This is a genomic window from Streptomyces sp. G-G2 (assembly GCF_030063135.1).
GTDB lineage: Bacteria > Actinomycetota > Actinomycetes > Streptomycetales > Streptomycetaceae > Streptomyces.
The window spans coordinates 152,312-177,028 of record NZ_JASISO010000001.1 but is presented as its reverse complement, the minus strand read 5'-3'; the positions used below and the strand labels follow the sequence as shown (position 1 = coordinate 177,028).

At 72.1% G+C, this 24,717-nt stretch carries 25 protein-coding genes; 14 read left to right on the top strand and 11 right to left on the bottom strand.

All coding sequences use genetic code 11. The annotated features are described in order from the left end of the window. Nucleotides 1–52: 52 nt before the first annotated feature. Both QMF80_RS00840 and QMF80_RS00835 read right to left on the bottom strand, forming a co-directional pair. Nucleotides 53–349 carry an MTH1187 family thiamine-binding protein gene (locus QMF80_RS00840; protein ID WP_283448607.1) on the bottom strand — a complete coding sequence of 99 codons (297 nt, stop codon included), beginning with the start codon at nucleotides 347–349 and terminating at the stop codon, nucleotides 53–55. Beyond that, complete coding sequence (locus QMF80_RS00835; protein ID WP_283448605.1) at nucleotides 346–690, bottom strand: DUF3817 domain-containing protein; 345 nt, start codon at nucleotides 688–690, stop codon at nucleotides 346–348. Before QMF80_RS00835 ends, QMF80_RS00840 begins: the two co-directional genes overlap by 4 nt. A 138-nt stretch (nucleotides 691–828) precedes the next feature. Here QMF80_RS00835 and QMF80_RS00830 point away from each other — a divergent pair, with 138 nt between their 5' ends. From QMF80_RS00830 to QMF80_RS00810, 5 genes are all read left to right on the top strand, one after another. Next, nucleotides 829–1,467 (top strand): AIM24 family protein, encoded by a 639-nt coding sequence (locus QMF80_RS00830; protein ID WP_283448603.1) that lies wholly within the window; start codon nucleotides 829–831, stop codon nucleotides 1,465–1,467. Further along, on the top strand, nucleotides 1,467–2,117 hold the full coding sequence (locus QMF80_RS00825) for an AIM24 family protein (protein WP_283448602.1): 651 nt from the start codon (nucleotides 1,467–1,469) through the stop codon (nucleotides 2,115–2,117). The genes QMF80_RS00830 and QMF80_RS00825 overlap by 1 nt, the downstream gene beginning before the upstream one ends. An 11-nt stretch (nucleotides 2,118–2,128) precedes the next feature. Continuing rightward, nucleotides 2,129–2,923: an AIM24 family protein gene (locus QMF80_RS00820; RefSeq protein ID WP_283448823.1), complete on the top strand. Its 795-nt coding sequence runs from the start codon at nucleotides 2,129–2,131 to the stop codon at nucleotides 2,921–2,923. Between the two features lie 66 nt (nucleotides 2,924–2,989). Then, on the top strand, nucleotides 2,990–3,493 hold the full coding sequence (locus QMF80_RS00815) for a MarR family winged helix-turn-helix transcriptional regulator (RefSeq protein WP_283448822.1): 504 nt from the start codon (nucleotides 2,990–2,992) through the stop codon (nucleotides 3,491–3,493). Nucleotides 3,494–3,593: 100 nt separating this feature from the next. Continuing rightward, nucleotides 3,594–4,202, top strand: coding sequence for a PepSY domain-containing protein (locus QMF80_RS00810; protein ID WP_283448601.1), 609 nt, complete (start codon nucleotides 3,594–3,596; stop codon nucleotides 4,200–4,202). A gap of 82 nt (nucleotides 4,203–4,284) precedes the next feature. On the opposite strand, the gene QMF80_RS38205 is transcribed toward QMF80_RS00810, so the two are convergent. The 3 genes from QMF80_RS38205 to QMF80_RS00800 all read right to left on the bottom strand — a co-directional run bounded on the left by QMF80_RS38205 (nucleotide 4,285) and on the right by QMF80_RS00800 (nucleotide 6,645). Continuing rightward, the gene (locus QMF80_RS38205; protein ID WP_107089157.1) at nucleotides 4,285–4,359 is read right to left on the bottom strand and encodes a 50S ribosomal protein bL37; all 75 of its coding nucleotides are present in this window, start codon (nucleotides 4,357–4,359) and stop codon (nucleotides 4,285–4,287) included. Nucleotides 4,360–4,450: 91 nt separating this feature from the next. Further along, a complete protein-coding gene (gene meaB / locus QMF80_RS00805) occupies nucleotides 4,451–5,413 on the bottom strand; it encodes a methylmalonyl Co-A mutase-associated GTPase MeaB (RefSeq protein ID WP_283448600.1) in 963 nt (320 codons plus the stop codon). 11 nt (nucleotides 5,414–5,424) lie between these two features. Then, nucleotides 5,425–6,645, bottom strand: a complete 1,221-nt coding sequence (locus tag QMF80_RS00800) for an acetyl-CoA C-acetyltransferase (RefSeq protein ID WP_283448598.1) — start codon at nucleotides 6,643–6,645, stop codon at nucleotides 5,425–5,427. Between the two features lie 136 nt (nucleotides 6,646–6,781). Here QMF80_RS00800 and mce point away from each other — a divergent pair, with 136 nt between their 5' ends. The 7 genes from mce to QMF80_RS00765 all read left to right on the top strand — a co-directional run bounded on the left by mce (nucleotide 6,782) and on the right by QMF80_RS00765 (nucleotide 17,290). Next, on the top strand, nucleotides 6,782–7,210 hold the full coding sequence (mce, locus tag QMF80_RS00795; protein ID WP_283448596.1) for a methylmalonyl-CoA epimerase: 429 nt from the start codon (nucleotides 6,782–6,784) through the stop codon (nucleotides 7,208–7,210). A 180-nt stretch (nucleotides 7,211–7,390) separates the two neighbouring features. Further along, entirely contained in the window at nucleotides 7,391–11,890 is a 4,500-nt protein-coding gene (gene scy / locus QMF80_RS00790; protein ID WP_283448595.1) for a polarized growth protein Scy, read from the top strand. Nucleotides 11,891–12,084: 194 nt separating this feature from the next. Then, the gene (locus QMF80_RS00785; protein ID WP_283448593.1) at nucleotides 12,085–13,023 is read left to right on the top strand and encodes a coiled-coil domain-containing protein; all 939 of its coding nucleotides are present in this window, start codon (nucleotides 12,085–12,087) and stop codon (nucleotides 13,021–13,023) included. A 136-nt stretch (nucleotides 13,024–13,159) separates the two neighbouring features. After that, on the top strand, nucleotides 13,160–14,260 hold the full coding sequence (locus tag QMF80_RS00780; protein ID WP_283448590.1) for an ATP-binding cassette domain-containing protein: 1,101 nt from the start codon (nucleotides 13,160–13,162) through the stop codon (nucleotides 14,258–14,260). A 2-nt stretch (nucleotides 14,261–14,262) separates the two neighbouring features. Beyond that, nucleotides 14,263–15,042 carry an ABC transporter permease gene (locus QMF80_RS00775; protein ID WP_283448588.1) on the top strand — a complete coding sequence of 260 codons (780 nt, stop codon included), beginning with the start codon at nucleotides 14,263–14,265 and terminating at the stop codon, nucleotides 15,040–15,042. Between the two features lie 194 nt (nucleotides 15,043–15,236). Further along, on the top strand, nucleotides 15,237–16,430 hold the full coding sequence (locus QMF80_RS00770; protein WP_283448587.1) for an ABC transporter ATP-binding protein: 1,194 nt from the start codon (nucleotides 15,237–15,239) through the stop codon (nucleotides 16,428–16,430). Continuing rightward, complete coding sequence (locus QMF80_RS00765) at nucleotides 16,427–17,290, top strand: ABC-2 transporter permease (protein ID WP_283448586.1); 864 nt, start codon at nucleotides 16,427–16,429, stop codon at nucleotides 17,288–17,290. Before QMF80_RS00770 ends, QMF80_RS00765 begins: the two co-directional genes overlap by 4 nt. A 51-nt stretch (nucleotides 17,291–17,341) precedes the next feature. Here QMF80_RS00765 and QMF80_RS00760 read toward each other — a convergent pair whose 3' ends face one another. After that, nucleotides 17,342–17,686 (bottom strand): Rv1322 family protein, encoded by a 345-nt coding sequence (locus QMF80_RS00760; RefSeq protein WP_283448585.1) that lies wholly within the window; start codon nucleotides 17,684–17,686, stop codon nucleotides 17,342–17,344. A 231-nt stretch (nucleotides 17,687–17,917) separates the two neighbouring features. On the opposite strand from QMF80_RS00760, the gene QMF80_RS00755 reads away from it, so the two are divergent. Next, a complete protein-coding gene (locus QMF80_RS00755) occupies nucleotides 17,918–18,958 on the top strand; it encodes an LLM class flavin-dependent oxidoreductase (protein WP_283448584.1) in 1,041 nt (346 codons plus the stop codon). Nucleotides 18,959–19,086: 128 nt separating this feature from the next. Here the strand turns inward: QMF80_RS00755 and QMF80_RS00750 are convergent, their stop codons facing one another. Continuing rightward, nucleotides 19,087–19,479, bottom strand: coding sequence for an SCO5389 family protein (locus QMF80_RS00750; protein ID WP_283448582.1), 393 nt, complete (start codon nucleotides 19,477–19,479; stop codon nucleotides 19,087–19,089). A gap of 220 nt (nucleotides 19,480–19,699) precedes the next feature. Between QMF80_RS00750 and nucS the strand changes: the two genes are divergently transcribed. Next, nucleotides 19,700–20,371 carry an endonuclease NucS gene (nucS, locus tag QMF80_RS00745; protein ID WP_283448580.1) on the top strand — a complete coding sequence of 224 codons (672 nt, stop codon included), beginning with the start codon at nucleotides 19,700–19,702 and terminating at the stop codon, nucleotides 20,369–20,371. A 76-nt stretch (nucleotides 20,372–20,447) separates the two neighbouring features. Here nucS and QMF80_RS00740 read toward each other — a convergent pair whose 3' ends face one another. The 4 genes from QMF80_RS00740 to QMF80_RS00725 all read right to left on the bottom strand — a co-directional run bounded on the left by QMF80_RS00740 (nucleotide 20,448) and on the right by QMF80_RS00725 (nucleotide 24,641). Next, a complete protein-coding gene (locus tag QMF80_RS00740) occupies nucleotides 20,448–22,850 on the bottom strand; it encodes an ATP-binding protein (protein ID WP_283448578.1) in 2,403 nt (800 codons plus the stop codon). 218 nt (nucleotides 22,851–23,068) lie between these two features. Beyond that, on the bottom strand, nucleotides 23,069–23,392 hold the full coding sequence (locus QMF80_RS00735; protein WP_283448577.1) for an STAS domain-containing protein: 324 nt from the start codon (nucleotides 23,390–23,392) through the stop codon (nucleotides 23,069–23,071). A gap of 164 nt (nucleotides 23,393–23,556) precedes the next feature. Next, entirely contained in the window at nucleotides 23,557–24,405 is an 849-nt protein-coding gene (locus QMF80_RS00730; protein ID WP_283448576.1) for a 3-hydroxyacyl-CoA dehydrogenase family protein, read from the bottom strand. A gap of 104 nt (nucleotides 24,406–24,509) precedes the next feature. Next, nucleotides 24,510–24,641, bottom strand: coding sequence for a hypothetical protein (locus tag QMF80_RS00725; protein ID WP_283448575.1), 132 nt, complete (start codon nucleotides 24,639–24,641; stop codon nucleotides 24,510–24,512). Nucleotides 24,642–24,717 lie beyond the last annotated feature (76 nt).

Sequence of the window (24,717 nt, the reverse complement as noted above, 5' to 3'; positions counted from 1 at the left end):
ACGGGCGAGCGCGCGCCCCGGGGGGCCACCGGCCCCGGGCACGCGGCGGGACTCAGCCCTCGGCGAGGTGCCGCTCCACCGTCTCGATCTTCGAGGTCATGCCGTCGCTGACCCCGGGACGGATATCGGCCTTGAGGATGAAGGAGACCCGGGGCGCCCGCGCTTCGACGGCCTCCACCGCGCGCTTCACGACGTCCATCACCTGGTCCCACTCGCCCTCGACGGTGGTGAACATGGCGTCGGTGCGGTTCGGCAGCCCGGATTCGCGCACGACGCGGACCGCGTCGGCGACGTACTCGCCGACCTCTTCACCGACTCCCAGCGGGGTCACGGAAAACGCGACGATCATGCGCGCGCCGCCTCGCGCGCCCGCGCGGCGAGCACGCTGTCGGCCTCGTCCCGCTTGAGGATCCGGTCGCCGAAGAGGCCGCCGAAGGGCAGCAGCGCGAACAGGAAGAACAGGGCGACCTTCTTGAGCGGCCACTTCGCCTTGTTCCACACGTCCAGCAGGAAGACCGCGTAGATCACGAAGAGGATGCCGTGCAGGATGCCCAGCGGCATCATCAGGTAGTCGATGTCCGAGATCCGGCTCAGCAGCGAGCCGAAGATCAGCAGGGCCGGGAACGACAGCGCCTCGGGTACGGAGATGAGGCGCAGCCGGTGCAGGGCGGAGGCGGTCTTGATGTCCACAGGGAACCTTCGGGATGGAGGCCGGGGGTGCGTTCCAGTGTCTCAGCCACCCCGAGTGATCTTTCTCCGGGTCCGGCTTTGACGGATATCGGCCATGGGGCTCTGTTCGCACCCGCCCGCTGCCGATAACGTCTTCCCGTGGCTCAGTTCCGACTCCAAGGCAGCAAGGTGCTCGCCGTCGACCTGACCGGCGACGCCGTGAAAGCGAAGAACGGCTCGATGGTCGCGTACGACGGCCAGATGGCCTTCAAGAAGATGACCGGCGGTGGCGAAGGCCTCCGCGGAATGGTCACGCGGCGGCTCACCGGTGAGCAGATGACCGTGATGGAGGTGCAGGGACACGGCACCTGCTTCTTCGCCGACCGCGCGAGTGAGATCAATCTGGTCGACCTCCGGGGCGAGAAGCTCTACGTCGAGTCCAGCAACCTCCTGTGCGCCGACGCCGGTCTGCGCACCGGCACCACCTTCACCGGGCTGCGCGGCGGGGCGACGGGCAACGGCCTGTTCACCACGACCGTCGAGGGCTCGGGGCAGGCGGCGATCATGTCCGACGGCCCGGCCGTGGTGCTGCGGGTCAGCGGCCAGTACCCGCTCGCCGTGGACCCGGGCGCGTACATCGCGCACACCGGCGACCTCCAGCAGCACTTCCAGTCCGGGGTGAACTTCCGCACCCTGATCGGCGAGGGCTCGGGCGAGTCCTTCCAGATCCGCTTCGAGGGCGAGGGCCTGGTCTACGTGCAGCCCAGCGAGCGCAACACCATCGGGGGCGACCTCTGATGCCGTTCCGCGAGATCAACTCGAAGATGATCGAAGCCCAGGTCGCGCCCGGGCAGAAGCTCTACAGCCAGCGCGGCGCGATGCTCGCCTACCGCGGCGAGGTCTCCTTCACCCCGAACCTCACGGGCGGCCAGGGCGGCGTCATGGGCATGATCGGCCGGCGGGTCGCCAACGAGCAGACCCCGCTGATGACGGTCGAGGGCAGCGGGACCGTGATGTTCGGTCACGGGGGCCATCACATTCAGGTCATCAATCTCACCGGCGAGACCCTCTACGTCGAGGCCGACCGGCTGCTCGCCTTCGACGGCACCCTCCAGCAGGGCACGATGTTCATGGGCTCGCAGGGAGGTGTCATGGGAATGGTGCGCGGCCAGGTCACCGGCCAGGGGCTCTTCACCACCACCCTCAAGGGCCACGGGGCGGTCGCGGTGATGGCGCACGGCGGGGTCATCGAGCTGCCGATCAGCCCGCAGCGCCCGGTGCACGTGGACCCGCAGGCCTACGTCGCCCACCACGGCGACGTGCGCAACAAGCTCTCCACCGCGCTCGGCTGGCGGGACATGGTGGGGCGCGGTTCGGGTGAGGCGTTCCAGCTGGAGCTGTCCGGGCAGGGCGCGGTGTACGTACAGGCCTCGGAGGACAAGCTGTGAACTACGGACCGGTGCCGGGCGGCCCGGGCGGGCCGACGGTCTTCGACCCGCACACCCTGCCGTCCGACGACAACGTCAACTCCTACACCTTCTGCGTGGAGCTCAAGGGGAGCCAGTGGTTCCTGCAGAAGGGCAAGATGGTCGCCTATTACGGGCGGATCGAGTTCAACGGGATCGGCAACGGCCGCTTCGACCGGCTGCTGCGCACGAGCTTCCACTCGCCGCTGCACGCGAGCGACTGGGTGGTGGCCGAGGGGCAGGGCAAGATGCTGCTCGCCGACCGGGCCTTCGACGTGAACTCGTTCGATCTGGAGAACGGGAACCTGACGATCCGGTCGGGCAACCTGCTCGCCTACCAGCCGACGCTGGCCCTGAAGCAGTCGATCGTGCCGGGGTTCCTGACGCTGATCGGGACCGGGAAGTTCGTGGCCGCGTCCAACGGGCCGGTGGTGTTCATGGAGCCGCCGCTGCGGGTGGACCCGCAGGCGCTGGTCGGCTGGGCGGACTGCCCCTCGCCGTGCCACCACTACGACCACGGTTACATGACCGGGGTGCTGGGCGGGCTGCGTTCGCTCACCGGGATCGGCGGCACCTCGGGCGAGGAGCACCAGTTCGAGTTCGTCGGGGCGGGCACGGTGCTGCTCCAGTCCACCGAGCTGCTGATGGCCGAGCAGGCGGTGGGGGTGGTCGGCGCGGAGCCGGGCGTCCCGGGCGCCGGGCACGGGGCGCAGGGGCCGCTGGGACAGCTGGGTGTGCCGCGGATGCCGGGGCAGCTGGGTGATCTCCAGCGCCGCCTCGGCCTGTGACCGGCCGCGTATCTCCCATTTTTATACGCAATTCAACTTCTTAGGTAGAGTTCTTTCATGGAGACGATGGAGACCGAGACAGCGCCCCTCCCCCCGGGTCCGTCCGGGGGGACCCCCTGGCTGACCGACGCCGAGCAGTGCGCCTGGCGCACCCACCTGGACGTCAGCCGGCTGCTGATGCACCAGCTGGAAAAGGATCTCCAGCCCTTCGGGCTCACCAACAACGACTACGAGATCCTGGTCAACCTCTCGGAGTCCGAGGACCTGCGGATGCGGATGAGCGACCTCGCCACCTCGACGCTCCAGTCCAAGAGCAGGCTCTCGCACCAGATCACCCGCATGGAAGCCGCGGGGCTGGTCATCCGCGTCAACTGCGAGTCCGACCGGCGCGGGCTGTACGCCGTGCTGACCGAGGCGGGCATGGAACTGATGCGGAAGGTCGCCCCGCACCACGTCGCGTCCGTGCGCAAGCATTTCATCGACCTGCTGAGCCCGCAGGGCCTGGCCGATCTGCGGGCCTCACTGGGGCCCGTCGCCGACCACCTGCGGGACCAGCGCGGCAAGGCCTGAGCGGGACCGCGGCGGCCCTGCCGGGGGGCGGCTCCGCCGCGCCGTCCGTGCCGGTATCCCCCAGGATGGTGTGGGGGTCTTTCCGGCAAGGAGGTCAGTCATGCAGCGCAATCTGTTCGTCTCGTCCGCCGCGGCCGTGGTCCTGATGGCCGGCGGTCCGGTCGCCGCCGCCGCCTCGACGTCCGCCGACGCGGCGAGATCCGGTACCGCGATCACCGCGGTACCGGCCGACACATCGGCCCAGACCGCGGCCGACGCGGCGCTCAAGCACTACCCCGGCGTCGTCGAGTCCCTCGACAAGGACGGCTCGACCTGGCACGTCGGCGTGATCGGCAAGAACGGCCGCCACGCGGAGCTGGAGATCGACGCCGGCAGCGGCAAGGTCACCCAGCGGAACACGGACGACAACAGCGACAGCGGCAATGAGTACAAGCCCCTGATCGCCGCGAAGGTCACCGCCGTCCAGGCGATGAAGGCCGCCCTCACGGGCCATCCCGGCCAGGTCTGGTCGGTGAGCTGGGACAGCGACGACAACAACGACAACGGGAACAGCCAGGCGTCGTACTGGAACGTGGAGATCAAGGGCTCGGGCGGCGGCACCCGGAACGTCCACGTCGACCCCACGTCGGGCAAGGCCACCCTGTCGAACTCGGACTCCGGCGGGACCAACGACGGCTACAACCAGAACGACGACAGCGGCAACAACTGACGCATCCCGGCCGCCCGACGCGAGAGCCGCGCCCCCCGTGTTCCGGGGACGCGGCTCTCCGCACGCTGGTCGGGCGGTCCGGTCAGGCGTTGGGACGCTTGCCGTGATTCGCCTTCTTCTTCCTGCGGGCTCGCTTCTTGTTGCCGCGCTTCGCCATGACGCACTCCCTGAGTCGGGGCATTCCGGGCGTTCGCCAGTCTATGTGCGACCCGCGGGGCCCGCAGGGGAACGGCCCGGAGAGCGCCGGATCAGGCCTCCGTCAGCGTCGCCAGCAGCGTGTCCGAGGCGGCGTACGGATCCAGCTCCCCCGCCGCCACCCGCGCGGCCAGCGCGTCGAGGCGGGCGTCGCCGCGCAGGTCGGCCAGCCGGGCCCGCAGCGCGGTGATCGCGATCGTCTCGATCTCGCGCGCGGCGCGCGCCGTGCGCCGCTCCGCCAGCACCCCGTGCTCGTCCATCCACGCCCGGTGCTTCTCCAGGGCCTCCACGACCTCGTCGATGCCCTGGCCGCGGGCCGCCACCGTCTTGATGATCGGCGGCCGCCAGCTGTCCGGGCCCCGGGACTCCCCCAGGCCCAGCATGTGGTTCAGCTCACGGGCCGTGGCGTCCGCGCCGTCCCGGTCGGCCTTGTTGACCACGTACACGTCACCGATCTCCAGGATGCCCGCCTTGGCGGCCTGGATCCCGTCGCCCATGCCCGGGGCCAGCAGCACCACGGAGGTGTCCGCCTGGGAGGCGATCTCCACCTCCGACTGGCCCACGCCGACGGTCTCCACGAGGATCACGTCGCAGCCCGCCGCGTCCAGCACCCGGATCGCCTGCGGCGCGGACCACGCGAGGCCGCCCAGGTGCCCCCGGGTCGCCATCGAGCGGATGTAGACCCCCGGGTCGGAGGCGTGGTCCGACATCCGCACCCGGTCGCCGAGCAGCGCCCCGCCGGAGAAGGGCGAGGAGGGGTCCACGGCCAGCACCCCGACCCGCTTGCCCGCACGCCGGTACGCCGATACGAGCGCCGAGGTCGAGGTGGACTTGCCCACCCCGGGCGAGCCCGTCAGACCCACCACGTACGCGCCGCCCGTGAGCGGGGCCAGGGCCGCCATCACCTCGCGCAGCTGCGGGGACGCCCCCTCGACCAGGGAGATCAGCCGGGCCACGGCCCGGGGCCTGCCCTCCCGGGCCTGGGCCACCAGCGAGGGAACGTCCACCGTCGTCATGCGATCAGCACCTACGCCTTCGAGCCGGTACCGGAAACGGGCACGCGCACGATCAGCGCGTCGCCCTGGCCGCCGCCGCCGCAGAGGGCGGCCGCGCCGACCCCGCCGCCGCGCCGCTTGAGCTCCAGCGCCAGGTGCAGCACCACACGGGCGCCGGACATGCCGATCGGGTGGCCCAGGGCGATCGCGCCGCCGTTGACATTCACCCGTTCCGGGTCCACGCCGAGGTCCTTCATTGACTGCACCGCGACGGCCGCGAACGCCTCGTTGATCTCGATCAGGTCGAGGTCGGCGACCTCCAGGCCCTCCTTCTTGAGGGCGTGCTGGATCGCGTTCGAGGGCTGCGACTGGAGCGAGTTGTCGGGTCCGGCCACATTGCCGTGGGCGCCGATCTCGGCGATCCACTCCAGCCCGAGCTCCTCGGCCTTCGCCTTGCTCATCACGACCACGGCGGCGGCGCCGTCGGAGATCTGCGAGGAGGTGCCGGCGGTGATGGTGCCGTCCTTCGCGAAGGCGGGGCGCAGCTTGCCCAGGGACTCCGCCGTGGTCTCCGCGCGGATGCCCTCGTCCAGGGCGAAGAGGACCGGGTCGCCCTTGCGCTGCGGGATCTCGACCGGGGTGATCTCGGCCTCGAAGATCCCGTTCTTCTGGGCGGCGGCGGCCCGCTGGTGGGAGGTGGCCGCGAAGGCGTCCTGCGGGGCGCGCTCGATGCCGAGGCGGGTGTTGTGCTTCTCCGTGGACTCGCCCATCGCGATGTTCTCGAAGGCGTCGGTGAGACCGTCGTAGGCCATCGCGTCGAGCATTTCGATGGCGCCGTACTTGAAGCCCTCGCGGGACTTCGGCAGCAGGTGCGGGGCGTTGGTCATCGACTCCTGGCCGCCCGCGACCACGATGTCGAACTCTCCGGCGCGGATCAGCTGGTCGGCCAGCGCGATGGCGTCCAGGCCCGACAGGCACACCTTGTTGATGGTGAGCGCGGGCACGTTCATGGGGATGCCGGCCTTGACCGCGGCCTGGCGCGCGGGGATCTGGCCCGCGCCCGCCTGGAGCACCTGGCCCATGATCACGTACTGCACCTGGTCACCGGAGATTCCGGCCCGGTCCAGCGCGGACTTGATGGCGAAGCCACCGAGGTCGGCACCCGAGAAGGACTTCAGCGAGCCGAGCAGCCGCCCCATGGGCGTGCGGGCCCCTGCGACGATCACTGAAGTGGTGTTGTTCGTTCCGGACATGAGGCACAGCCCCTTGATGAGAGGAGTGAACGAGGGTTTACCCGAATGTACTGAGCGGTACCCGCCCCGTCACCGGGCAGTGGGTGTGATCGCTGGCACGTTGCGTGACGGCCCTCCTCCGGAGTGCACTGGTCCCATGCTGACAAGAATCGACCACATCGGGATCGCCTGCTTCGACCTGGACAAGACCGTCGAGTTCTACCGTGCCACGTACGGATTCGAGGTGTTCCACTCCGAGGTCAACGAGGAGCAGGGTGTCCGCGAGGCCATGCTGAAGATCAACGGCACCTCCGACGGCGGCGCCTCCTACATCCAGCTCCTGGAACCCACCCGCGAGGACTCCGCGGTCGGCAAGTGGCTGGCCAAGAACGGCGAGGGCGTGCACCACATCGCCTTCGGCACCGCCGACGTCGACGCGGACTCCGAGGCCATCCGCGGCAAGGGCGTCCGCGTCCTCTACGACGAGCCGCGCAGGGGGTCCATGGACTCCCGGATCACCTTCCTGCACCCCAAGGACTGCCACGGCGTCCTGACGGAACTGGTCACCGCCACCCCGGAGCACTGACCGCCCGATTCCCCGGCCGGTAGAGTGAGGGTGGCTCGGCCGGGGTTGGGGGCGCAGAGGGGTCGGGGCCTGCGGGTCTCGTACCGGCATCTGACACCATTCCCCGGGGGCGTCGTTCAGCGGGCGGACGATGCTCATTTGGGAGTGAGCTTGCGACCAGGGGACGGATGGGACCGCGCTGTGCGGGGCTACGAAAGCCAGGAGAGCCATCAGGCCGAGGTCGACCATCTCTCGCGCTTCGAGGCCGAGATGGAGCGGCTGAAGAAGGAGCGCGGGAAGGCCGTCCAGCACGCCGAGGACCTGGGGTACCAGGTCGAGGTGCTGCGCGCCAAGCTCCATGAGGTGCGCCGCAGTCTCGCGTCCCGCCCCGCCTACGACGGCGCGGACATGGGTTACCAGGCGGAGCAGCTGCTCCGCAATGCCCAGATCCAGGCCGACCAGATGCGTTCGGACGCCGAGCGCGAACTGCGCGACGCCCGGGCGCAGACCCAGCGCATCCTCCAGGAGCACGCGGAGCACCAGGCGCGCCTGCAGGCCGAGCTGCACAGCGAGGCCGTCAACCGGCGTCAGCGCCTGGACCAGGAGCTGAACGAGCGTCGCCAGACGGTCGAGGCCCACGTCAACGAGAACGTGGCCTGGGCCGAGCAGCTGCGCGCCCGTACGGAGTCCCAGGCCCGCAGGCTCATGGACGAGTCCCGCGCCGAGGCCGAGCAGGCCCTGAACGCGGCCCGCACCGAGGCCGCCCGGCTCGCCGAGGAGGCCCGCCGCAGGCTCACCGCCGACGCCGAGGCCTCCCGCACCGAGGCCGAGACCACCCTGCTGCGTGCCCGCAAGGAGGCCGAGCGGCTGCTGACCGCCGCCTCCGCGCAGGCCCAGGAGGCCACCGAGCACGCCGAGCGGCTGCGCACCTCCACCTCCGCCGAGGCGGAACAGACCCGGCAGCAGACCCTGGACCTCGGCCGGGTGGCCGAGCAGCGGGTGCAGGACGCCGACGGCGCGCTGCGCGAGGCCCGCGCCGAGGCCGAGCGGCTGCTGAGCGAGGCCAAGGAGAGCGCCTCCCGCCAGCTCGCGTCGGTGGAGTCCGTCAACGAGCAGCGCACCCGCACCGCGAAGGAGCAGGTCGCCCGGCTCGTCGGCGAGGCCACCAAGGAGGCCGACGTCCTCAAGGCCGAGGCCGAGCAGCTGCTGGCCGACGCCCGCGGCGAGGTCGAGCGGGTGACCACCGAGGCCGGCGACAAGGCCCGTACGGCCGCCGCCGAGGACACCGCCGCCCAGCTGGCGAAGGCGGCGCGCGCCGCCGAGGACGTACTCGACAAGGCGTCCGAGGACGCCCGCGCGACCACCCGGGCCGCCTCAGAGGAGGCCGAGCGGATCCGCGGCGAGGCGGAGGCCGAGGCCGAGCGGCTGCGCGCCATGGCCGCGGCCACCGCCGACGAGCTGAAGGGCGCGGCGAAGGACGACACCGAGGAGTACCGCGCCCGTACGGTCGAGCTGCAGGCGGACGCCCGGCGGCTGCGCGGCGAGGCCGAGCAGCTGCGCGCCGAGGCCGTCGCCGAGGGCGAGCGGATCCGTGGCGAGGCCCGCCGCGAGGCCGTCCAGCAGATCGAGGAGGCGGCCCGGACCGCCGAGGAGCTGCTGGGCAAGTCCAAGGCCGACGCGGACGAGCTGCGCGGCGGGGCCTCCGCCGAGAGCGAACGGGTGCGCGGCGAGGCCGTCGAGCGCGCCACCACCCTGCGCAAGCAGGCCGAGGAGACCCTGGAGCGCACCCGCGCCGAGGCCGAGCGGCTGCGCGCCGAGGCCGAGGAGCGGGCCGAGGCCCTGTACGCCGAGGCGGAGGCGGCCGTGGCCGCGCGCCGCGAGGAGACCGAGCGGGCCCTGTCCGCGAAGCGCGCCGAGGCGGACACCGAGCTGGTCCGGCTGCACGAGGACGCCGAGGGGCGGCTCGCGGGCGCCGAGCAGACGCTGCGCGACGCCCGCGCGGCGGCGGAGAACGTCCGCCGCGAGACCACCGAGGAGAGCGACCGGCTGCGCGCCGAGGCGGCGGAGCGGATCCGCACCCTCCAGGCGCAGGCCGAGGCCGAGGCCGAGCGGCTGCGCACCGAGGCCGCGCAGGACGCCGGGCGCGCCCGCGCCGAGGCCGAGCAGAGCGGCGTACGGCTGCGCACCGAGGCCGAGACGGAGGCCGAGCGGCTGCGCACCGAGGCCCAGGAGACCGCGGACCGGCTGCGCGCCGAGGCGAAGACCGCGGCCGAGCGGGTCGCCGCGGAGGCCGCCGAGGCGCTGGCCGCCGCGCAGGAGGAGGCCGCCCGGCGCCGCCGGGAGGCCGAGGAGACCCTCACCTCGGCCCGTACGGAGGCCGAGAGCGAGCGGGCGCAGGCCCGCGAGCAGAGCGAGGAACTCCTCGCGCAGGCCCGCAAGCGCTCCGAGGAGGCCACCGCCGAGGCGGTCTGGCTGACCGAGGAGGCCGAGCGGCGCGCGTCCGAGGTGGTCTCGGCCGCCGAGGCCACCGCGCGGCAGGTGCGCGACGCCGTGGCCGGGCTGCACGAGCAGGCCGACGAAGAGGTCGCCGGGCTGCGCAGCGCGGCGGAGCACTCCGCGGAGCGCACGAGGACCGAGGCGCAGGAGGAGGCGGACCGGGTCCGCTCCGACGCGTACGCGGAGCGGGAGCGGGCCACCGAGGACGCGAACCGGATCCGCGGCGAGGCGCGGGTCGAGACGGACGCGGCGAAGGCGCTGGCCGAGCGGACCGTGGGCGACGCGATCGCCGAGTCCGAGCAGCTGCGCGCGGACACCGCCGAATACGCGCAGCGGGTGCGCACCGAGGTCTCGGACGCGCTGGCCGCGTCCGAGCGGGACGCCTCGCGGACCCGCGCCGACGCCCGTGACGACGCGAACCGGATCCGCGGCGAGGCGGCGGAGTCCCTGGAGTCCGCGCGCGCCGAGGGCGTACGGATCGTCACCGAGGCGACCGAGCAGGCCGAGGCGCACACCGCGCGGACCCTGGCGGCGAACGCGCTGACGGCCGAGGAGGCCACCGCGGAGGCGGCCCGGCTCACCGCCGAGGCCGTGGCCGCGGCGGACGCCACCCGCGCCGAGGCGGCGGGCACCCTGGACGAGGCCCGTACCGAGGCAGGACGGCTGCGCACCGAGGCCGCCGCACAGGCCGACCGGCTGATCGGCGAAGCCGCCACCGAGGCGGAGCGGCTCACCGCGGAGACCTACGCGGCCAACGAACGCACGGTCGGCGAGGCGACGGTCGCGGCCGACGCCCTGCGCGCCGAGGCGGCGGCCCTCCTGGACGAGGCCCGCACCGAGGCCGGGCAGCTGCGGACCACCGCGGCCGAGCAGGCGGACCACCTGGTGGGCGAGGCCACCGCGGAGGCGGAGCGGATCACCGCCGAGGCGGCCCGGACCCTGGAGGAGGCGCGCGCCGACGGCGGCCGGATCATCGGCGAGGCCACCGCGGAGGCGGAGCGGGTCACGGCGGCGGCGGCCGAGACGCTGGCGTCGGCCGAGCGGGAGTCCGAGCAGACCCTGGACCATGCGCGCGCGGAGGCGAACAGGCTGCGGTCCGAGGCGGCCGAGCAGGCGGACCGGCTCATCGGCGAGGCCTCGGCGGAGGCGGCGAAGCTCACGGAGCTGACCCGCAAGGACAACGAACGCACGGTCGGCGAGGCAGCGGTGGAGGCCGAACGGCTGCGCACCGAGGCGTCCGAGGCCCTGGCGTCGGCGCAGGAGCACTCGACCCGGACCCGGGCCGAGGCGGAGCGGGTCAAGGCGGAGGCGGCCACCGACGCGGAGCGGGTGCGCACGGAGGCCCGTACGGAGACGGAGCGTCTGCTGGACGAGGCCCGGCAGGCGGCCAACAAGCGCCGCAGCGAGGCCGCGGAGCAGGTGGACCGGCTCATCTCGGAGGCGTCCTCGGAGGCGGAGAAGCTGGCGTCGGACGCGCAGGCGGCGGCGCTGGCCGCCACCACGCAGGCCGAGGAGCAGGCCGACGCGATGGTCGACGCGGCCCGCAAGGAGGCCGCGCGGATCACCTCGGAGGCGACCGTCGAGGGCAACTCGGTGGTGGAGCAGGCCCGTACGGACGCGGACGAGCTGCTCGTGGGCGCGCGCACGGACGCGTCGGCCATAAGGGAGCGGGCGGAGGAGCTGCGCGGCCGGGTCGAGGCCGAGGTCGAGGAGCTGCACGAGCGGGCCCGCCGGGAGTCGTCCGAGCAGATGCGGTCGGCCGGTGAGCGCGTGGACAAGCTGGTGAAGGCGGCGACCGAGCAGAGCCGGGAGGCCGAGGCGAAGGCCAAGGCGCTGGTGTCGGACGCGAGCAGCGAGGCGGGCAAGGTCCGGATCGCCGCGGTCCGCAAGGCCGAGCAGTTGCTCAAGGAGGCCGAGCAGAAGAAGGCCGAACTGGTCCGCGAGGCCGAGGGAATCCGCTCGGAGGCGACGGCCGAGGCGGCTCAACTGGTGGACGAGGGGCGCCGCGAGCTGGAGGTCCTGGTGCGCAGGCGCGAGGACATTCAGGCGGAGATCTCCCGTGTCCAGGACGTACTTGAGGCGTTGGAATCATTCGAGGCACCTTCGGGTGGCGCAAAGCCCGGGGGCGGTTCGGCCTCGGGTGGAGTGAAGGCGGGAGCGTCGGCAGGTTCCGCACGTTCGGGTGGTAAGACGTCAGAGGGCTAGCCGGTGCTGAAGATGTGTGCTCCTCATGGAGGTTCAAGCGAACGGGTGACAAGCATTCTGTCGCCTTGCCACTCAAAAGGGGTGTCATTGTGCAGATCAAACGTGGATTGACTCGATGACACGCCGCTCCGGCGCCTAGGATTCCCCTTAACACCTCACGTAGCACCTCATCGGTCTCATTCGACAGGAACCCCATGAGCGACACTTCCTCACCCTTCGGCTTCGAGCTCGTGCGGCGTGGTTACGACCGCGGTCAGGTGGACGACCGCATTACCAAGATCGTCGCCGACCGTGACAGCGCCCTGTCCCGCATCAACTCCTTGGAGAAGCGGATCGAGGAACTCCACCTCGAGACGCAGAACGCCCAAGCCCAGGTCAACGACGCCGAGCCGTCGTACGCCGGTCTCGGCGCCCGGGTCGAGAAGATCCTGCGGCTCGCCGAGGAGGAGGCGAAGGACCTGCGCGAGGAGGCCCGCCGCGCGGCCGAGCAGCACCGCGAGCTGGCCGAGTCGGCCGCCCAGCAGGTGCGCAACGACGCCGAGTCGTTCGCGGTCGACCGCAAGACGAAGGCGGAGGACGAGGGCGTCCGCATCGTCGAGAAGGCCAAGGGCGATTCCGCCACCCTGCGCTCCGAGGCCCAGAAGGACGCGGCCTCCAAGCGCGAGGAGGCCGACGCGCTCTTCGAGGAGACCCGCGCCAAGGCCGCCCAGGCCGCCGCGGACTTCGAGACCAACCTGGCCAAGCGCCGCGAGCAGTCCGAGCGCGACCTGGCGGGCCGCCAGGCCAAGGCGGAGAAGCGCCTCGCGGAGATCGAGCACCGCGCGGAGCAGTTGCGCCTGGAGGCCGAGAAGCTCCGTACGGACGCCGAGCGCCGCGCCCGCCAGACCGTGGAGACCGCGCAGCGCCAGGCCGAGGACATCGTGGCCGACGCCAACGCCAAGGCCGACCGCATCCGCAGCGAGTCCGAGCGCGAGCTGGCGGCGCTCACCAACCGCCGCGACTCCATCAACGCGCAGCTGACCAACGTCCGCGAGATGCTCGCGACGCTGACCGGCGCGGCGGTGGCCGCGGCCAGTTCCCCGATCGACGACGAGCCGGTCACCCGCGGTGTCCCGGCCCAGCAGAGCCGCTGACACCTCGTCGGCACCCCTACCGCCAACCGGTTGAACCTGACAGAAGGTACTCGCCGGTAGCGAAACCCCGTGGGCCAGGGCCCTGTGTCGCCTCTTTGAGGTGGCGCAGGGCCCTGGCTCGTTCTAGCGTGGCCGCATGATCGAGCTTGAGGGCCTTACCAAACGATTCGGCGCGAAGACCGCCGTGGACAACCTCAGCTTCCAGGTCAGACCGGGGGTGGTGACCGGCTTCCTCGGCCCCAACGGGGCCGGGAAGTCCACGACCATGCGCATGATGCTCGACCTCGACAACCCGACCAGCGGGTCGGTCCGGATCGACGGCAAGCACTACCGGGATCTGCCGGAACCGCTGAAATACATCGGTGCGCTGCTGGACGCGAAAGCGATGAACGGCGGCCGCAGCGCCTACAACAACCTGCTGTGCCTCGCCCAGTCGAACCGGATCCCGGAGCGCCGGGTCTCCGAGGTGCTCGACCTGGTCGGACTGTCGGCGGTCGCGAAGAAGAAGTCCAAAGGATTTTCACTCGGCATGGGGCAGCGGCTCGGCATCGCCTCCGCACTGCTCGGTGATCCGGAGATCCTGATGTTCGACGAACCCGTCAATGGTCTGGACCCCGAGGGAATTCTCTGGATCCGCAATCTGATGAAGGGTCTGGCCGCCGAGGGGAGGACGATCTTCGTTTCTTCCCATCTGATGAGTGAAATGGCAGTGACCGCTGAGCATTTGATCGTGATCGGTCAGGGCAGGCTGCTCGCCGACACCTCGATGGCGGATTTCATCCACCGGAACTCGCGCAGTTACGTCCGCCTGCGCTCCCCGCAGCAGGAGCGGCTCAAGGACGTCCTGCACGAGGCGGGCATCGCGGCGATCGACGTCCCGGGCACCGGCTGCCTGGAGATCGACGGCATGAGCACCGAGCAACTGGGCGAGCTGGCCGCGCAGCACCAGATCGTGCTGCACGAACTGAGCCCGCAGCGGGCCTCACTGGAAGAAGCGTTCATGCGCATGACGGCCGACTCGGTCGAGTACCACGCCCACGCGCCCGGCAGTCGTCCCGGCGGGCCGCCGGGGCCGGGCGGAGCACCCGGAGCACCCGGAGCGCCCGGAGCGCCCGGAGCGCCCGGAGCCCTCGGGCTGCCCGGCGGGCCCGGAGGCCCGGCCGGCAATCCGGCCCGGCCCGCCGACGTCCCCGCCTGGGGCGCCGGGTTCGACGCGCGGCACAAGGGCGGCGAGTGACCATGGCTTCCTTCCCCGCCGTCCTCAGGTCCGAGTGGACCAAGATCCGTACGGTCTCCTCCACCATCTGGACCCTGATCTCCGCCCTGGTCGTCACGGTCGGCGTCAGCGCCGGTCTGTGCGCGGTCTTCAACGCGACCTTCAAAGACATGAAGCAGGGCGAACAGCTCACCTTCGACCCGACCCTGGCCAGCTTCGCCGGAATGACCCTCGGCCAGCTCGCCATGATCGTCTTCGGTGTGCTGGTGGTCGGCAGCGAATACAGCACGGGCATGATCCGCACCTCGCTGGCCGCCGTACCGGGCCGGGCGAACTTCCTGCTCGCCAAGCTCACCGCCGCCACCGTGCTGGCGCTGATCGTGGGCCTGCTGACCAGCTTCCTGTCCTTCTTCCTCGGCCAGGCCATCCTGGGCAGCCACAGCATCGGCATCGGCGAGACCGGCGTCCTGCGCGCGGTGGTCGGCGCCGGGCTCTACATGGCCCTGACCGCCCTGTTCTCGATGGGCGTGGCCACCCTGCTGCGCAGCTCGATGCTCTCGCTCGGCATCCTGATGCCGTTCTTCTTCCTGGTCTCGCCGATCCTCGGGGCAGTCGGCGCGACGCGCAAGATCGCGCAGTACTTCCCGGACCAGGCCGGCTCCAAGATCATGCAGGTGGTGCCGGGCGCGATGGACAGCGCGACGCCGCCCTACGGTCCCTGGGGCGGCCTCGGCATCATGGTGCTGTGGGTGCTGGCCGCCGTACTCGGCGGTTACCTCGTCCTGAAGAACCGCGACGCGTGATCCTCAAGAACCGCGACGCCTGATCCACTGGATCCGGGCCGCCGGGGCCGTCCTCTCGGGGACGGCCCCGGACCTCGTCTCGGGGGTGCCTCAGGGGTATCTCAGGGATCGGGACACGACGGAACCGCACGAGCCTCGATATCCTCTTAAGCCTTACGCGGGCGAATCTCGCCCCGCCTGGCAAGGGACACGGAATGATCGAGGCAGTCGGCCTGACCAAGCGCTTCGGCGCCAAGACCGCCGTCGACCAGCTCTCCTTCCAGGTCAGGCCGGGTCACGTGACCGGATTCCTGGGACCCAACGGGTCCGGGAAATCCACCACCATGCGCATGATCGTCGGCCTGGACCGGCCCACCTCGGGCCGCGTCACGATCAACGGCCGGCCCTTCCGCGAGCTGCCGAACGCCCAGCGCACCGTCGGGGCCCTGCTGGACGCCAAGGCCGTCCACGGCGGCCGCCGGGCCCGCACCCACCTGCTCGCCCTCGCCCAGCTCTCCGGGATCCCGGAGAAGCGCGTGGACGAGGTGCTGAACGTGGTCGGCCTCCAGGACGTGGCCCGCCAGCGGGCCAAGGGCTTCTCGCTCGGCATGGGCCAGCGGCTCGGCATCGCGGCGGCGCTGCTCGGCGACCCGCAGGTGCTGCTCTTCGACGAGCCCGTCAACGGCCTGGACCCCGAGGGCATCCTGTGGGTCCGCAACCTGATGAAGCAGCTGGCCGCCGAGGGCCGGACCGTCCTCGTCTCCTCGCACCTGATGAGCGAGATGGCGGTGACCGCCGACCAGCTGATCGTGATCGGGCGCGGGCGGCTGCTGGCCGCCATGGGCGTGCAGGAGTTCATCGCGCACAACTCGGCCGGATTCGCTCGGGTGCGCACCGCGGACACTACGGACACAGCAGACACAGCAGACATCGCGGCCACACCGGCAGGCGCGGCGAGCACCGCCCGCGCCCGGGACGCGTTCGCGCAGACACTGGCCCGTGCGGGCGCCCGGGTGCTCAAGGAACCGGACGGCGCCCTGCGGGTGACCGGGCTGGAGCTGCCGCGCATCTCCGACCTCGCGCACGGGAGCGGCGTACGGCTGTGGGAGCTGTCCCCGCACAAGGCCTCGCTGGAAGAGGCCTACATGCGGATGACCCACACTTCGGTCGAGTACACCTCCACCGACGACCCGCGGGCCGAGCTGTTCGAGCCGGAGCCGCCGAGCGTGCCGGTCTGGGAGGAGGAGGCCGCGCAGGTCCCCGTCGTCCCCACGGAGGGCTGGTACGCGCCTCCGCCCCCGGCGGAGGGCGGCGCGCCCGCGCCGTCCTTCCTGATGCCGAGCAGCCCCGGCGACCTGGCCGGCGCTGCTCGGACCAAGACCGAGACCACTCCTGAGGATCCCCGATGACCCCGCCGACGAGCACCCCCGCGGGCCCGCCGACGCGTACGCCCCGGCCGGGCGCGACGGGCACCACGGCCCCGCTGCCGACCCCGCGTCCGCACCTGGGTCACGCGGTGGCCTCGGAGTGGACCAAGCTGATCTCGGTGCGCTCCACCCTGTGGACCATCGGCTCGCTGGTGGTGACCGTCGTCGGCATCGGGCTGGGCGTCATCGTCCAGACCTCCGACGTGAACTACGAGCGCATGCCGTTCACCGGACCCGCGCTGTTCGGTCTGCTGGCCGGCCAGCTCGCGGTGATCGTGCTCGGGGTCCTGACGATCACCTCCGAGTACGGCACCGGGCTGATCCGGACCACCTTCGGCGCCGCCCCCGACCGGCACCGGGTGCTCACCGCCAAGTACCTCGTCTTCGGCGCGGTCGCCTTCCTCACGGTCGCGGGCTCGATCTTCCTGGTCGGGATCACCACGGCCATCGTGCACGGCGGCCCCGCGGCCGGTGCGCACAGCAATTCCGACTGGGGCTCGGCGCTGCTGGCGAGCTCCTACGTGACCCTGCTCGGGGTGCTCTCACTCGCCGTCGGGGCGCTGGTGCGGCACTCGGCGGGAGCGATCGCGGTCATGCTCGGAATCGTCACGCTGCCGCCGGTGATAGGGGGCATGCTCAGCATCTGGGAGGCGTCGCAGCCGCTGGGGCGGGCGGTCCTGGAGTACAACGCGCCGGTGGCCCTGATGGAGCTCTTCGGCATGCCGAGCAACAGCGGGATGGGTGACCTGCCCAGCAAGATGGCCCAGTTGGGGCTGCTCGTGCTGCTGACGGGAGCCGCCGTGGCCGGGTCGTACGTGGTGGTCGGCCGCCGCGACGTGTGAGGGCCCGAGGCGGGTCCGGTCCGTACCGGTCCCGGTCCGCACCGGTCCCGGTCAGTACTTGGGAGCGTTACGCGACCGCTGCACCCGCGAGGTGCGGCGGTCCTTCGCGTTCCAGCAGGCCTTGTGCCAGTGCCTGCGGTCGTCCACGCCGCCGTACTCGGGCCAGGCCACCAGGTGCGGGGTGCCGGAGAGGATCTCCTGGTCGCAGCCGGGGCAGCGGTAGCGCTTGCCCCTGGCGCTCGCGCCCGCGACGTGCCGGACGTTCCACACCTCGCCCTGGTACTCCTCGGTCCGCTCCAGGCCGTACCGCTCCAGCCCCGAGCCGCGGGCCGCGTCCGAGTCCGTTCGGCCGACTGGGTTCTCGCCGCCGCGAGGGCGGTTGTGGCGCGGTGACACGTATACCTCACGGATCAGCGGACGGGCAGGACTTTCTCCCAGACTACGCGCAGCGAGCCCCGGTACCCGCAGGGTGGCATCAGGGTGACTGAAGACGATTCCCCGACAATCCCAATAACCTTCCTGTCAGGCCGTGCCTTTGGCACGTGTCAGACGTTGTTGCCGACAGACGGTGTTCAACGAAGCCGGTCCACCTGGGGAGGCCGCGTCAGCCGCGAGGAGGAGAAGGCGATGCGCGTAGGAGCGTTTGTACTGGGGGCCCAGTTCCCCGGCCAGGGGCCGGGAGAGGCCCTGCACCGGGCGGTACGGACCGCCGAGGTGGCCGAGGAGGCCGGGCTGGACTCGGTCTGGCTGGCCGAGCACCACTTCGTCCCCTACGGGGTGTGCCCGTCGGCGGTGACCCTGGCGGCCCTGCTGCTCGGGCGGACCCGGCGGCTGCGGGTGGGGACGGCGGTGAGCGTGCTGCCCAACGTCCACCCGGTGGCCCTCGGCGAGCAGGCGGCCCTGCTGCACCTCACCTCGGGCGGCAGGTTCACCCTCGGGGTGGGCCGGGGCGGGCCCTGGGTGGACCTGGAGGTGTTCGGGGGCGGCCTGGAGGCGTACGAACGGGGGTTCCCGGAGGCCCTGGACCTGCTGCGGCGGTGGCTGACCGAGCCGCGCGTGGGCGCCGACGGGGGTCCCGGGCAGCGGTACGGGTTCCGCGAGGTGGCCGTCGTACCGCGTCCCGCGGAGTCCCTGGACGGGCACGGAACGGGACCGGAAGTGATCGTCGCGTGCACCTCCCCCGCGTCGGTCCGGCTCGCCGCCGAGCGGCTGCTGCCGATGCTGCTCGGCATGCACTGCGGGGACGAGGACAAGGCGGCGATGGTCGCGCTGTGGCGGCGGGAGGCGCTGGCCGCCGGGCACGCCCGAGAGGCCGTGGAGGCGGCGGGGCACGTGTCGGCCGGGATCTGCCAGCTGGCCGACCGGACGGCGGACGCGCGCGAGACGCTGCTGAAGGCGATGCCGGGGTGGCTCAAACAGGGGCTGGACGCGCACGTGACGGTGGACGGCCGGGTCCGCGCGATGCGGGACCCCGTGGCGTACACGGAGCTGCTGTGCGAGCTGCACCCCGTGGGGACCCCGGAGCTGGCGGCGGACCGGCTGGCGGCCACGTCCGGACGGACGGGCATCAACCGCTTCGCCCTGCTGGCGGAGGGATCCGGTGATCTCGCGGGCACGGAGGAGAACGTGAAGCGCCTGGGCACCGAGGTACTGCCGCTGCTCCGCTGAGCCGTGCGAGGCCAGGGCGGTGCGCCTCGCCGCCAGGGGGCCGTGCCTGGCGCGGCCTTGACTACGGCTGCCGCTCCGGTATCAGTCGCACCTCCCGCGATACGGAGCGGCAGCGAAGTACTAAGTCACTAGCAGTCCCGCAGTTCCGGCGACTGGTTGAGCAGCTGGCCCCTGATCGAAGTGAACTTGGCCAGCCGGTCATCCACGGAGGAATCCAGGGGGAACACCGCTACACGGTGACAGTTCTGGAATGCCAGGCGCACCCCGAAGTGCCGCTGCAGCGCACCACGTATCGCATCACTCGCGAGTGCGCGCAGCAGCTGGCCGCGCGCCTGCTCGTTCGGCGGCGGCGTCTGGTTGTCGGCGAACTCGCCGCCGTCAACCTTCAGCTGGGCCACCAACGAACTGATCATCTCCCAGGCGAAAGGCAGGGAGGTCCGGACGCAGTCGACGAAAGCGGCTTCGTCGACCTCGCCTCGCTCGGCCTGTTCAAGTAGGGCCGGTGAGACGTCGAGCGACATGGGTTCTCCTCTCGCGACCCCGGCCGTTTGGTGACCGGAGTCTTACGGGCAGGGAAGGGAGACCGCGACGCAGCGTGCACGCACGGCGACCTCCCGCTCACCACGGTAGGCGCCCGGTGGGTACCGCACCAGGAGAATGCGCATACAACGCGCCATCCGCGAACGGGGCTTTCGGGGGCGAATCGCGTGGAGGCGGGTCGGTCGAGTAGCGTTGCCGACCATGCGTCTCGTCATTGCCCGCTGCTCCGTCGACTACGCGGGCCGGCTCACCGCCCATCTGCCCTCGGCACCCCGTCTGATCCTCGTGAAGTCCGACGGCAGTGTCTCGATCCACGCGGACGACCGGGCGTACAAACCGCTCAACTGGATGTCCCCGCCCTGCACCCTCAAGGAGGGGACCGGGGACGACGCGGGTGTCTGGACCGTCGTCAACAAGGCGGGCGAGAAGCTCATCATCACGATGGAGGAAGTCCTCCACGACTCCTCCCACGAGCTGGGCGTCGACCCGGGCCTGATCAAGGACGGCGTGGAAGCGCACCTCCAGGAGCTCCTGGCCGACCGGATCGAGACCCTCGGTGACGGGTTCACGCTGATCCGCCGCGAGTACATGACGGCGATCGGGCCGGTCGACATCCTGTGCCGGGACTCCTCGGGTGCCACGGTGGCCGTGGAGATCAAGCGCCGCGGCGAGATCGACGGCGTGGAACAGCTGACCCGCTACCTCGAACTCCTCAACCGCGACCCGCACCTCGCACCGGTCCGCGGCGTCTACGCGGCGCAGGAGATCAAGCCGCAGGCGCGCGTCCTGGCGACGGACCGCGGCATGGAGTGCGTGATCCTCGACTACAACGCGATGCGCGGCATCGAGGACGACAAACTGCGGCTCTTCTGAGCCGCGCTCGGGGCCGTTCCGGAACGCCCCCTGCCGCCGTTGGCGGCAGGGGGCGTTCGCGCGCTCGGGGGGCGCCTCAGGGCGTGGCGGCGGGCGGGGAGAGCTGGGTGGTGGCCCCGCCCGGGGCGGGGGGCGGGGTGCTGGACGACGGACTGGGCGTCGGCGTCGGCTGCGACGACGGCGACGTGGACGGCGACGACGACGCCGGCGAGGGGGCCGGGGGCGACGGCGGCCTGGAGCCGGGCTTGCGGGAGGGGCCGCCACCGCCCGGGACCGGGGCCGACGAGGACGCCACCGGCCCCGAGGTGCCCGGCGAGGGGGTCCGGCCGGTGGATCCCGACGCGGACGCGGACGCCGGGGAGGACGGGCCGGGGTCCGCGGGAGCCGGTGCAGGATCGTTCCCGCTGGTGTCCGGCGCGGACGCGTGCGGGGTCGCGGGGGTACCGGCCCGCTCCGGGGCCGGGCCATCGCCCGCGGTGATCGCGAAGCTCACCGCCGTACCGATGGCCAGCACCGCCAGGACGCCCGCCGCCGCCAGGGCCGCGGGCCGCCGGTGCCACCGCGGGCCCGGCGCGGGCGCCGGCGAGGTCACGGGCACGCGTACGGTCATGGGCTCGGTCGGCTGCTTCGGGTTCAGCGGGAAGGTCTCCTCGAAGACGGCCGCCGGGGGCACCACGGGCACCGGCGCGACGCGCACCAGGGGGAACACCTGGGTCTGCGCCTCCGACCCGGGCGGGGCGGGCGGCTCCAGCCTCAGCGGGGGCGAGGGCCGCAGGTCCGCCGCCTCCCGGTCGGTCACCAGGGCCAGGGCCCTGCGGCCCGCGACCGTGCCGCGCTTGTCGGCGAGGGCGCCGCGCAGCCCGTTGGAGGTCTCCAGTTCGGCGCGGGCCCGGCCCAGGCGGTCGCCGCAGAGCGCGAGGACACCGAGTTCGTGGTGGAAGTACGCCTGTTCCGCGACCTCTCCCGCCGTCCGGGCCGCTTCCGCCCCGGCCCGCAGCACCCGCTCCCAGGCCCCCCAGTGCAGCGAGGCCGCGAACGCGGGGGCCGCCGTACGGGCCAGGAGCACGCCCGCCACCACATCGGCGCCCGCCAGGGCGGCGAGTACCGCGTCGGCCTCCGCCGCCACCCGCTCCGGGGTCACCGAGGCGTGGCCGGTCCACCAGGCGTAGTGCCGCGCGGCGGTCAGGGCCTCGCCGGAGGCCCCGAAGCCGGATTCGGCGAGCTGGCGGGCCACCCCGGCGGCCAGCCGGTAGCGGGTCCCGGCCGCCGTCAGCAGCCCGCAGGTCAGCAGCTCCGCGACTGCCGCGTCCGCGTGGGTGTCCCCCACCAGCGCGGGCAGGTGCGCGGGGTGCGGCGCCTCCCCGTCCAGGGCGCAGGCGAAGCGCAGGGCCGCGCGCGCCGACTCGCTGACCCGTGAGGCCAGCAGTTCGGCGGGGGCCGCGCCCTCGGCGAGTGTCGGCAGCGGGACGAGCGCGGTGTCCCGGGGACGCTCCTCGAAGACCCCGGGCTCCTCGTCGCCGTCCTCTGCGGCCCGGTTCAGCTCGTCGCGCTGGCGCAGCAGGCCGCCCGCCTGGACGAAGCGCAGCGCGAGCCCCTCGGAGGCGAAGCGCAGGTCCCCCGCCCAGGCGGTCTCCAGCTCGGTCAACGGCCGCCCGACGGCGAGTTCCAGGAGTTCCGCGCACGCGGCCCGGCCCAGCCCGCCGAGGAAGACCTCCTCCAGGTGGGAGTGGTCCGAGGGCGGGGGGGTGTCGGGGGTCGCGGCCAGCAGCCAGGCGCACTCGGGGGTGGCGCGCAGCAGTTCCTCCAGCGCGGCGCCGCCGAAGTCGAGGTCGTCGAGGAGGACGACGGCCCCGATCTGACCGACCCAGCGCAGGAGTTCGGCGCGGGCGGGCCGGTCGGGGTGGCTCTCGGAGGGGGCGTAGACGGTCGAGTACAGCGCGTACAGCAGCTCGGTGGGGGTCTGCCGGTGTCCGCAGAGCCGGACGACCCCGTCGGGCGCGAGGTCCGCGCAGTCCCCGGCGAGGGCGTCGAGGAGTGCGGTGCGGCCGGATCCGGAGGGCCCGGCGAGCCGTATGGAACGTCCGCGTCCGAGCAGCCGGGCGAGGCGCTCACGCTCTTCCTCGCGCTCCAGCAGGGGCAGGACGACCGGCGGGGGGCCGGGAGGTACGGGAGGGCGCGCGGCGGCGTCCCTGGCGGCGCGGGAGGCCGCGTCGCGGCGGCCCGGACGCGCGGATTCCGTACGGCCGTCGGCTTCCGCTTCCGGGACGGGGCGGCGGGCCTCGATCTCGCTGCCGTCGACGGGGTTGACGGTGAGGAGGTACCCGCCGACCGTGAGCCCGACGACCCGCGCGGGTCCGGCCGGGAGGCCGCCCGCGGTGGGGGCACCGGAGGCTCCGGTTCCGGTCGTAGCCGGGCTGGTGGCGCCGCTGAGGGCGCCCGTCCCTTCGGCCGAAGCGGGCTGCCCCTGAGTGCGGTCCATGACCAAGTCCCCCGATCGCGTCGTGCGCCGTCGTCCCGCCCGGCCTTCGCACACGCCGCTGCCGCTACTGGTCCGGTTTCGCCCGAACCCTAGACCGTGACCGGCCGTCCTGGAACCACAGGGGTGGCATCACGACCGGACCGTTATGTTTCGTCCCGTCCTGTTACCACATGCCCGGACCGTCACGACCGGTCCCGGACCCCGCTTCAGAACCGGCGTCAGACCCGAGGAAGCGATTCCGCTTCCAGGCCGCCCTCGATCGCGAGGATCCGGTGCAGCCGGGTGGCCACGAGCAGCCGCTGCATCTGCGGCGGTACTCCGCGCAGCACGAGACGCCGTCCGGTCCGGCCCGCCCTGCGGTGGGCGCCCATGATGACGCCGAGCCCGGTCGCGTCCCAGGAGTCGAGACCGGTCAGGTCGAGCACGAGGTCTCCGACGCCGTCGTCGAGGGCGGTGTGGAAGGCGGTACGGGCGTCCGCCGCGCTGCGCACGTCGAGGCGGCCCCCGACTGCGAGTTCGGCGTGGTCGCCCCTGATGTGCATGTGTACTCCCGGCGGTCCTGCGTACGTATGGCCCGACTGGTCCGTGGTCGGCAACTCTCACTACAACTGACTGCCCCGGAGGGGCGGAAGTTGCCGACTGTGAGCGAACCGATACCTAATTCACCCCGACGGGTGATGGCATTCGAACGGTGTCGCCTTCGGGCTCAGTGCTTGTAGAAGCCCTGCCCGCTCTTGCGGCCGATGTCACCCGCGTCCACCATCCGGCGCATCAGCTCCGGCGGGGCGAACTTCTCGTCCTGGGTCTCGGTGTAGATGTTGCTGGTGGCGTGGAGCAGGATGTCCACGCCCGTCAGGTCGGCCGTGGCCAGGGGGCCCATGGCGTGCCCGAAGCCCAGCTTGCAGGCGATGTCGATGTCCTCGGCCGAGGCCACGCCCGATTCGTACAGCTTGGCGGCCTCGACGACGAGCGCCGAGATCAGACGGGTCGTCACGAACCCGGCGACGTCGCGGTTGACGACGATGCAGGTCTTGCCGACGGACTCGGCGAAGGCACGCGTGGTGGCGAGGGTCTCGTCGCTCGTCTTGTAGCCGCGCACCAGCTCGCACAGCTGCATCATCGGGACGGGCGAGAAGAAGTGGGCTCCCACGACCCGCTCCGGACGCTCCGTCACGGCCGCGATCTTGGTGATCGGGATGGCGGAGGTGTTGGAAGCGAGGATCGCGTCGTCACGCACGAGCTTGTCGAGGGCGCGGAAGATCTCGTGCTTGACCTCCAGCTTCTCGAAGACGGCCTCGACGACGATGTCGGCGTCGGCGACCGCGTCGAGGTCGGTGGTCGTGCGGATCCGGCCGAACGCGGCCTCGGCGTCCTCGGCCGTCAGCTTGCCCTTGGAGACGAACCGGTCGTACGAAGCCTTGATCCCGTCGGTCCCGCGGGTCAGCGCGGCGTCCGTGACGTCACGCAGGACGACGTCCCAGCCCGCTTGCGCGGAAACCTGTGCGATCCCCGAACCCATGAGTCCGGCACCGATGACGGCGAGCTTCCCAGCCACTTCACACCCCACGTTCTTCCGTACGACCCAGTCTCATAAGCCTCTCCGGCGGAGAGTAGCGCCCGCGGCGGGTCCGATGACCGGGAAGTAACACGCGTCACGTCTCAGATGACGGACATCACACCGGGACGGCTCAGCACGGCGCCGGGGGCGCGCAGTTGGCCCGCCTCGGGAGTGTCGTCGAAGGAGCGTCCCCCGCCCGCGGAGCCACCGGCCGGACGGGACTTCGACGGCACGGCCTAGTGCCGCGTCAGGCAACGTTCGCCCCGTCACGACGCCCCGCACGCACTCTCGCCGCACCGGCCGAAAGCC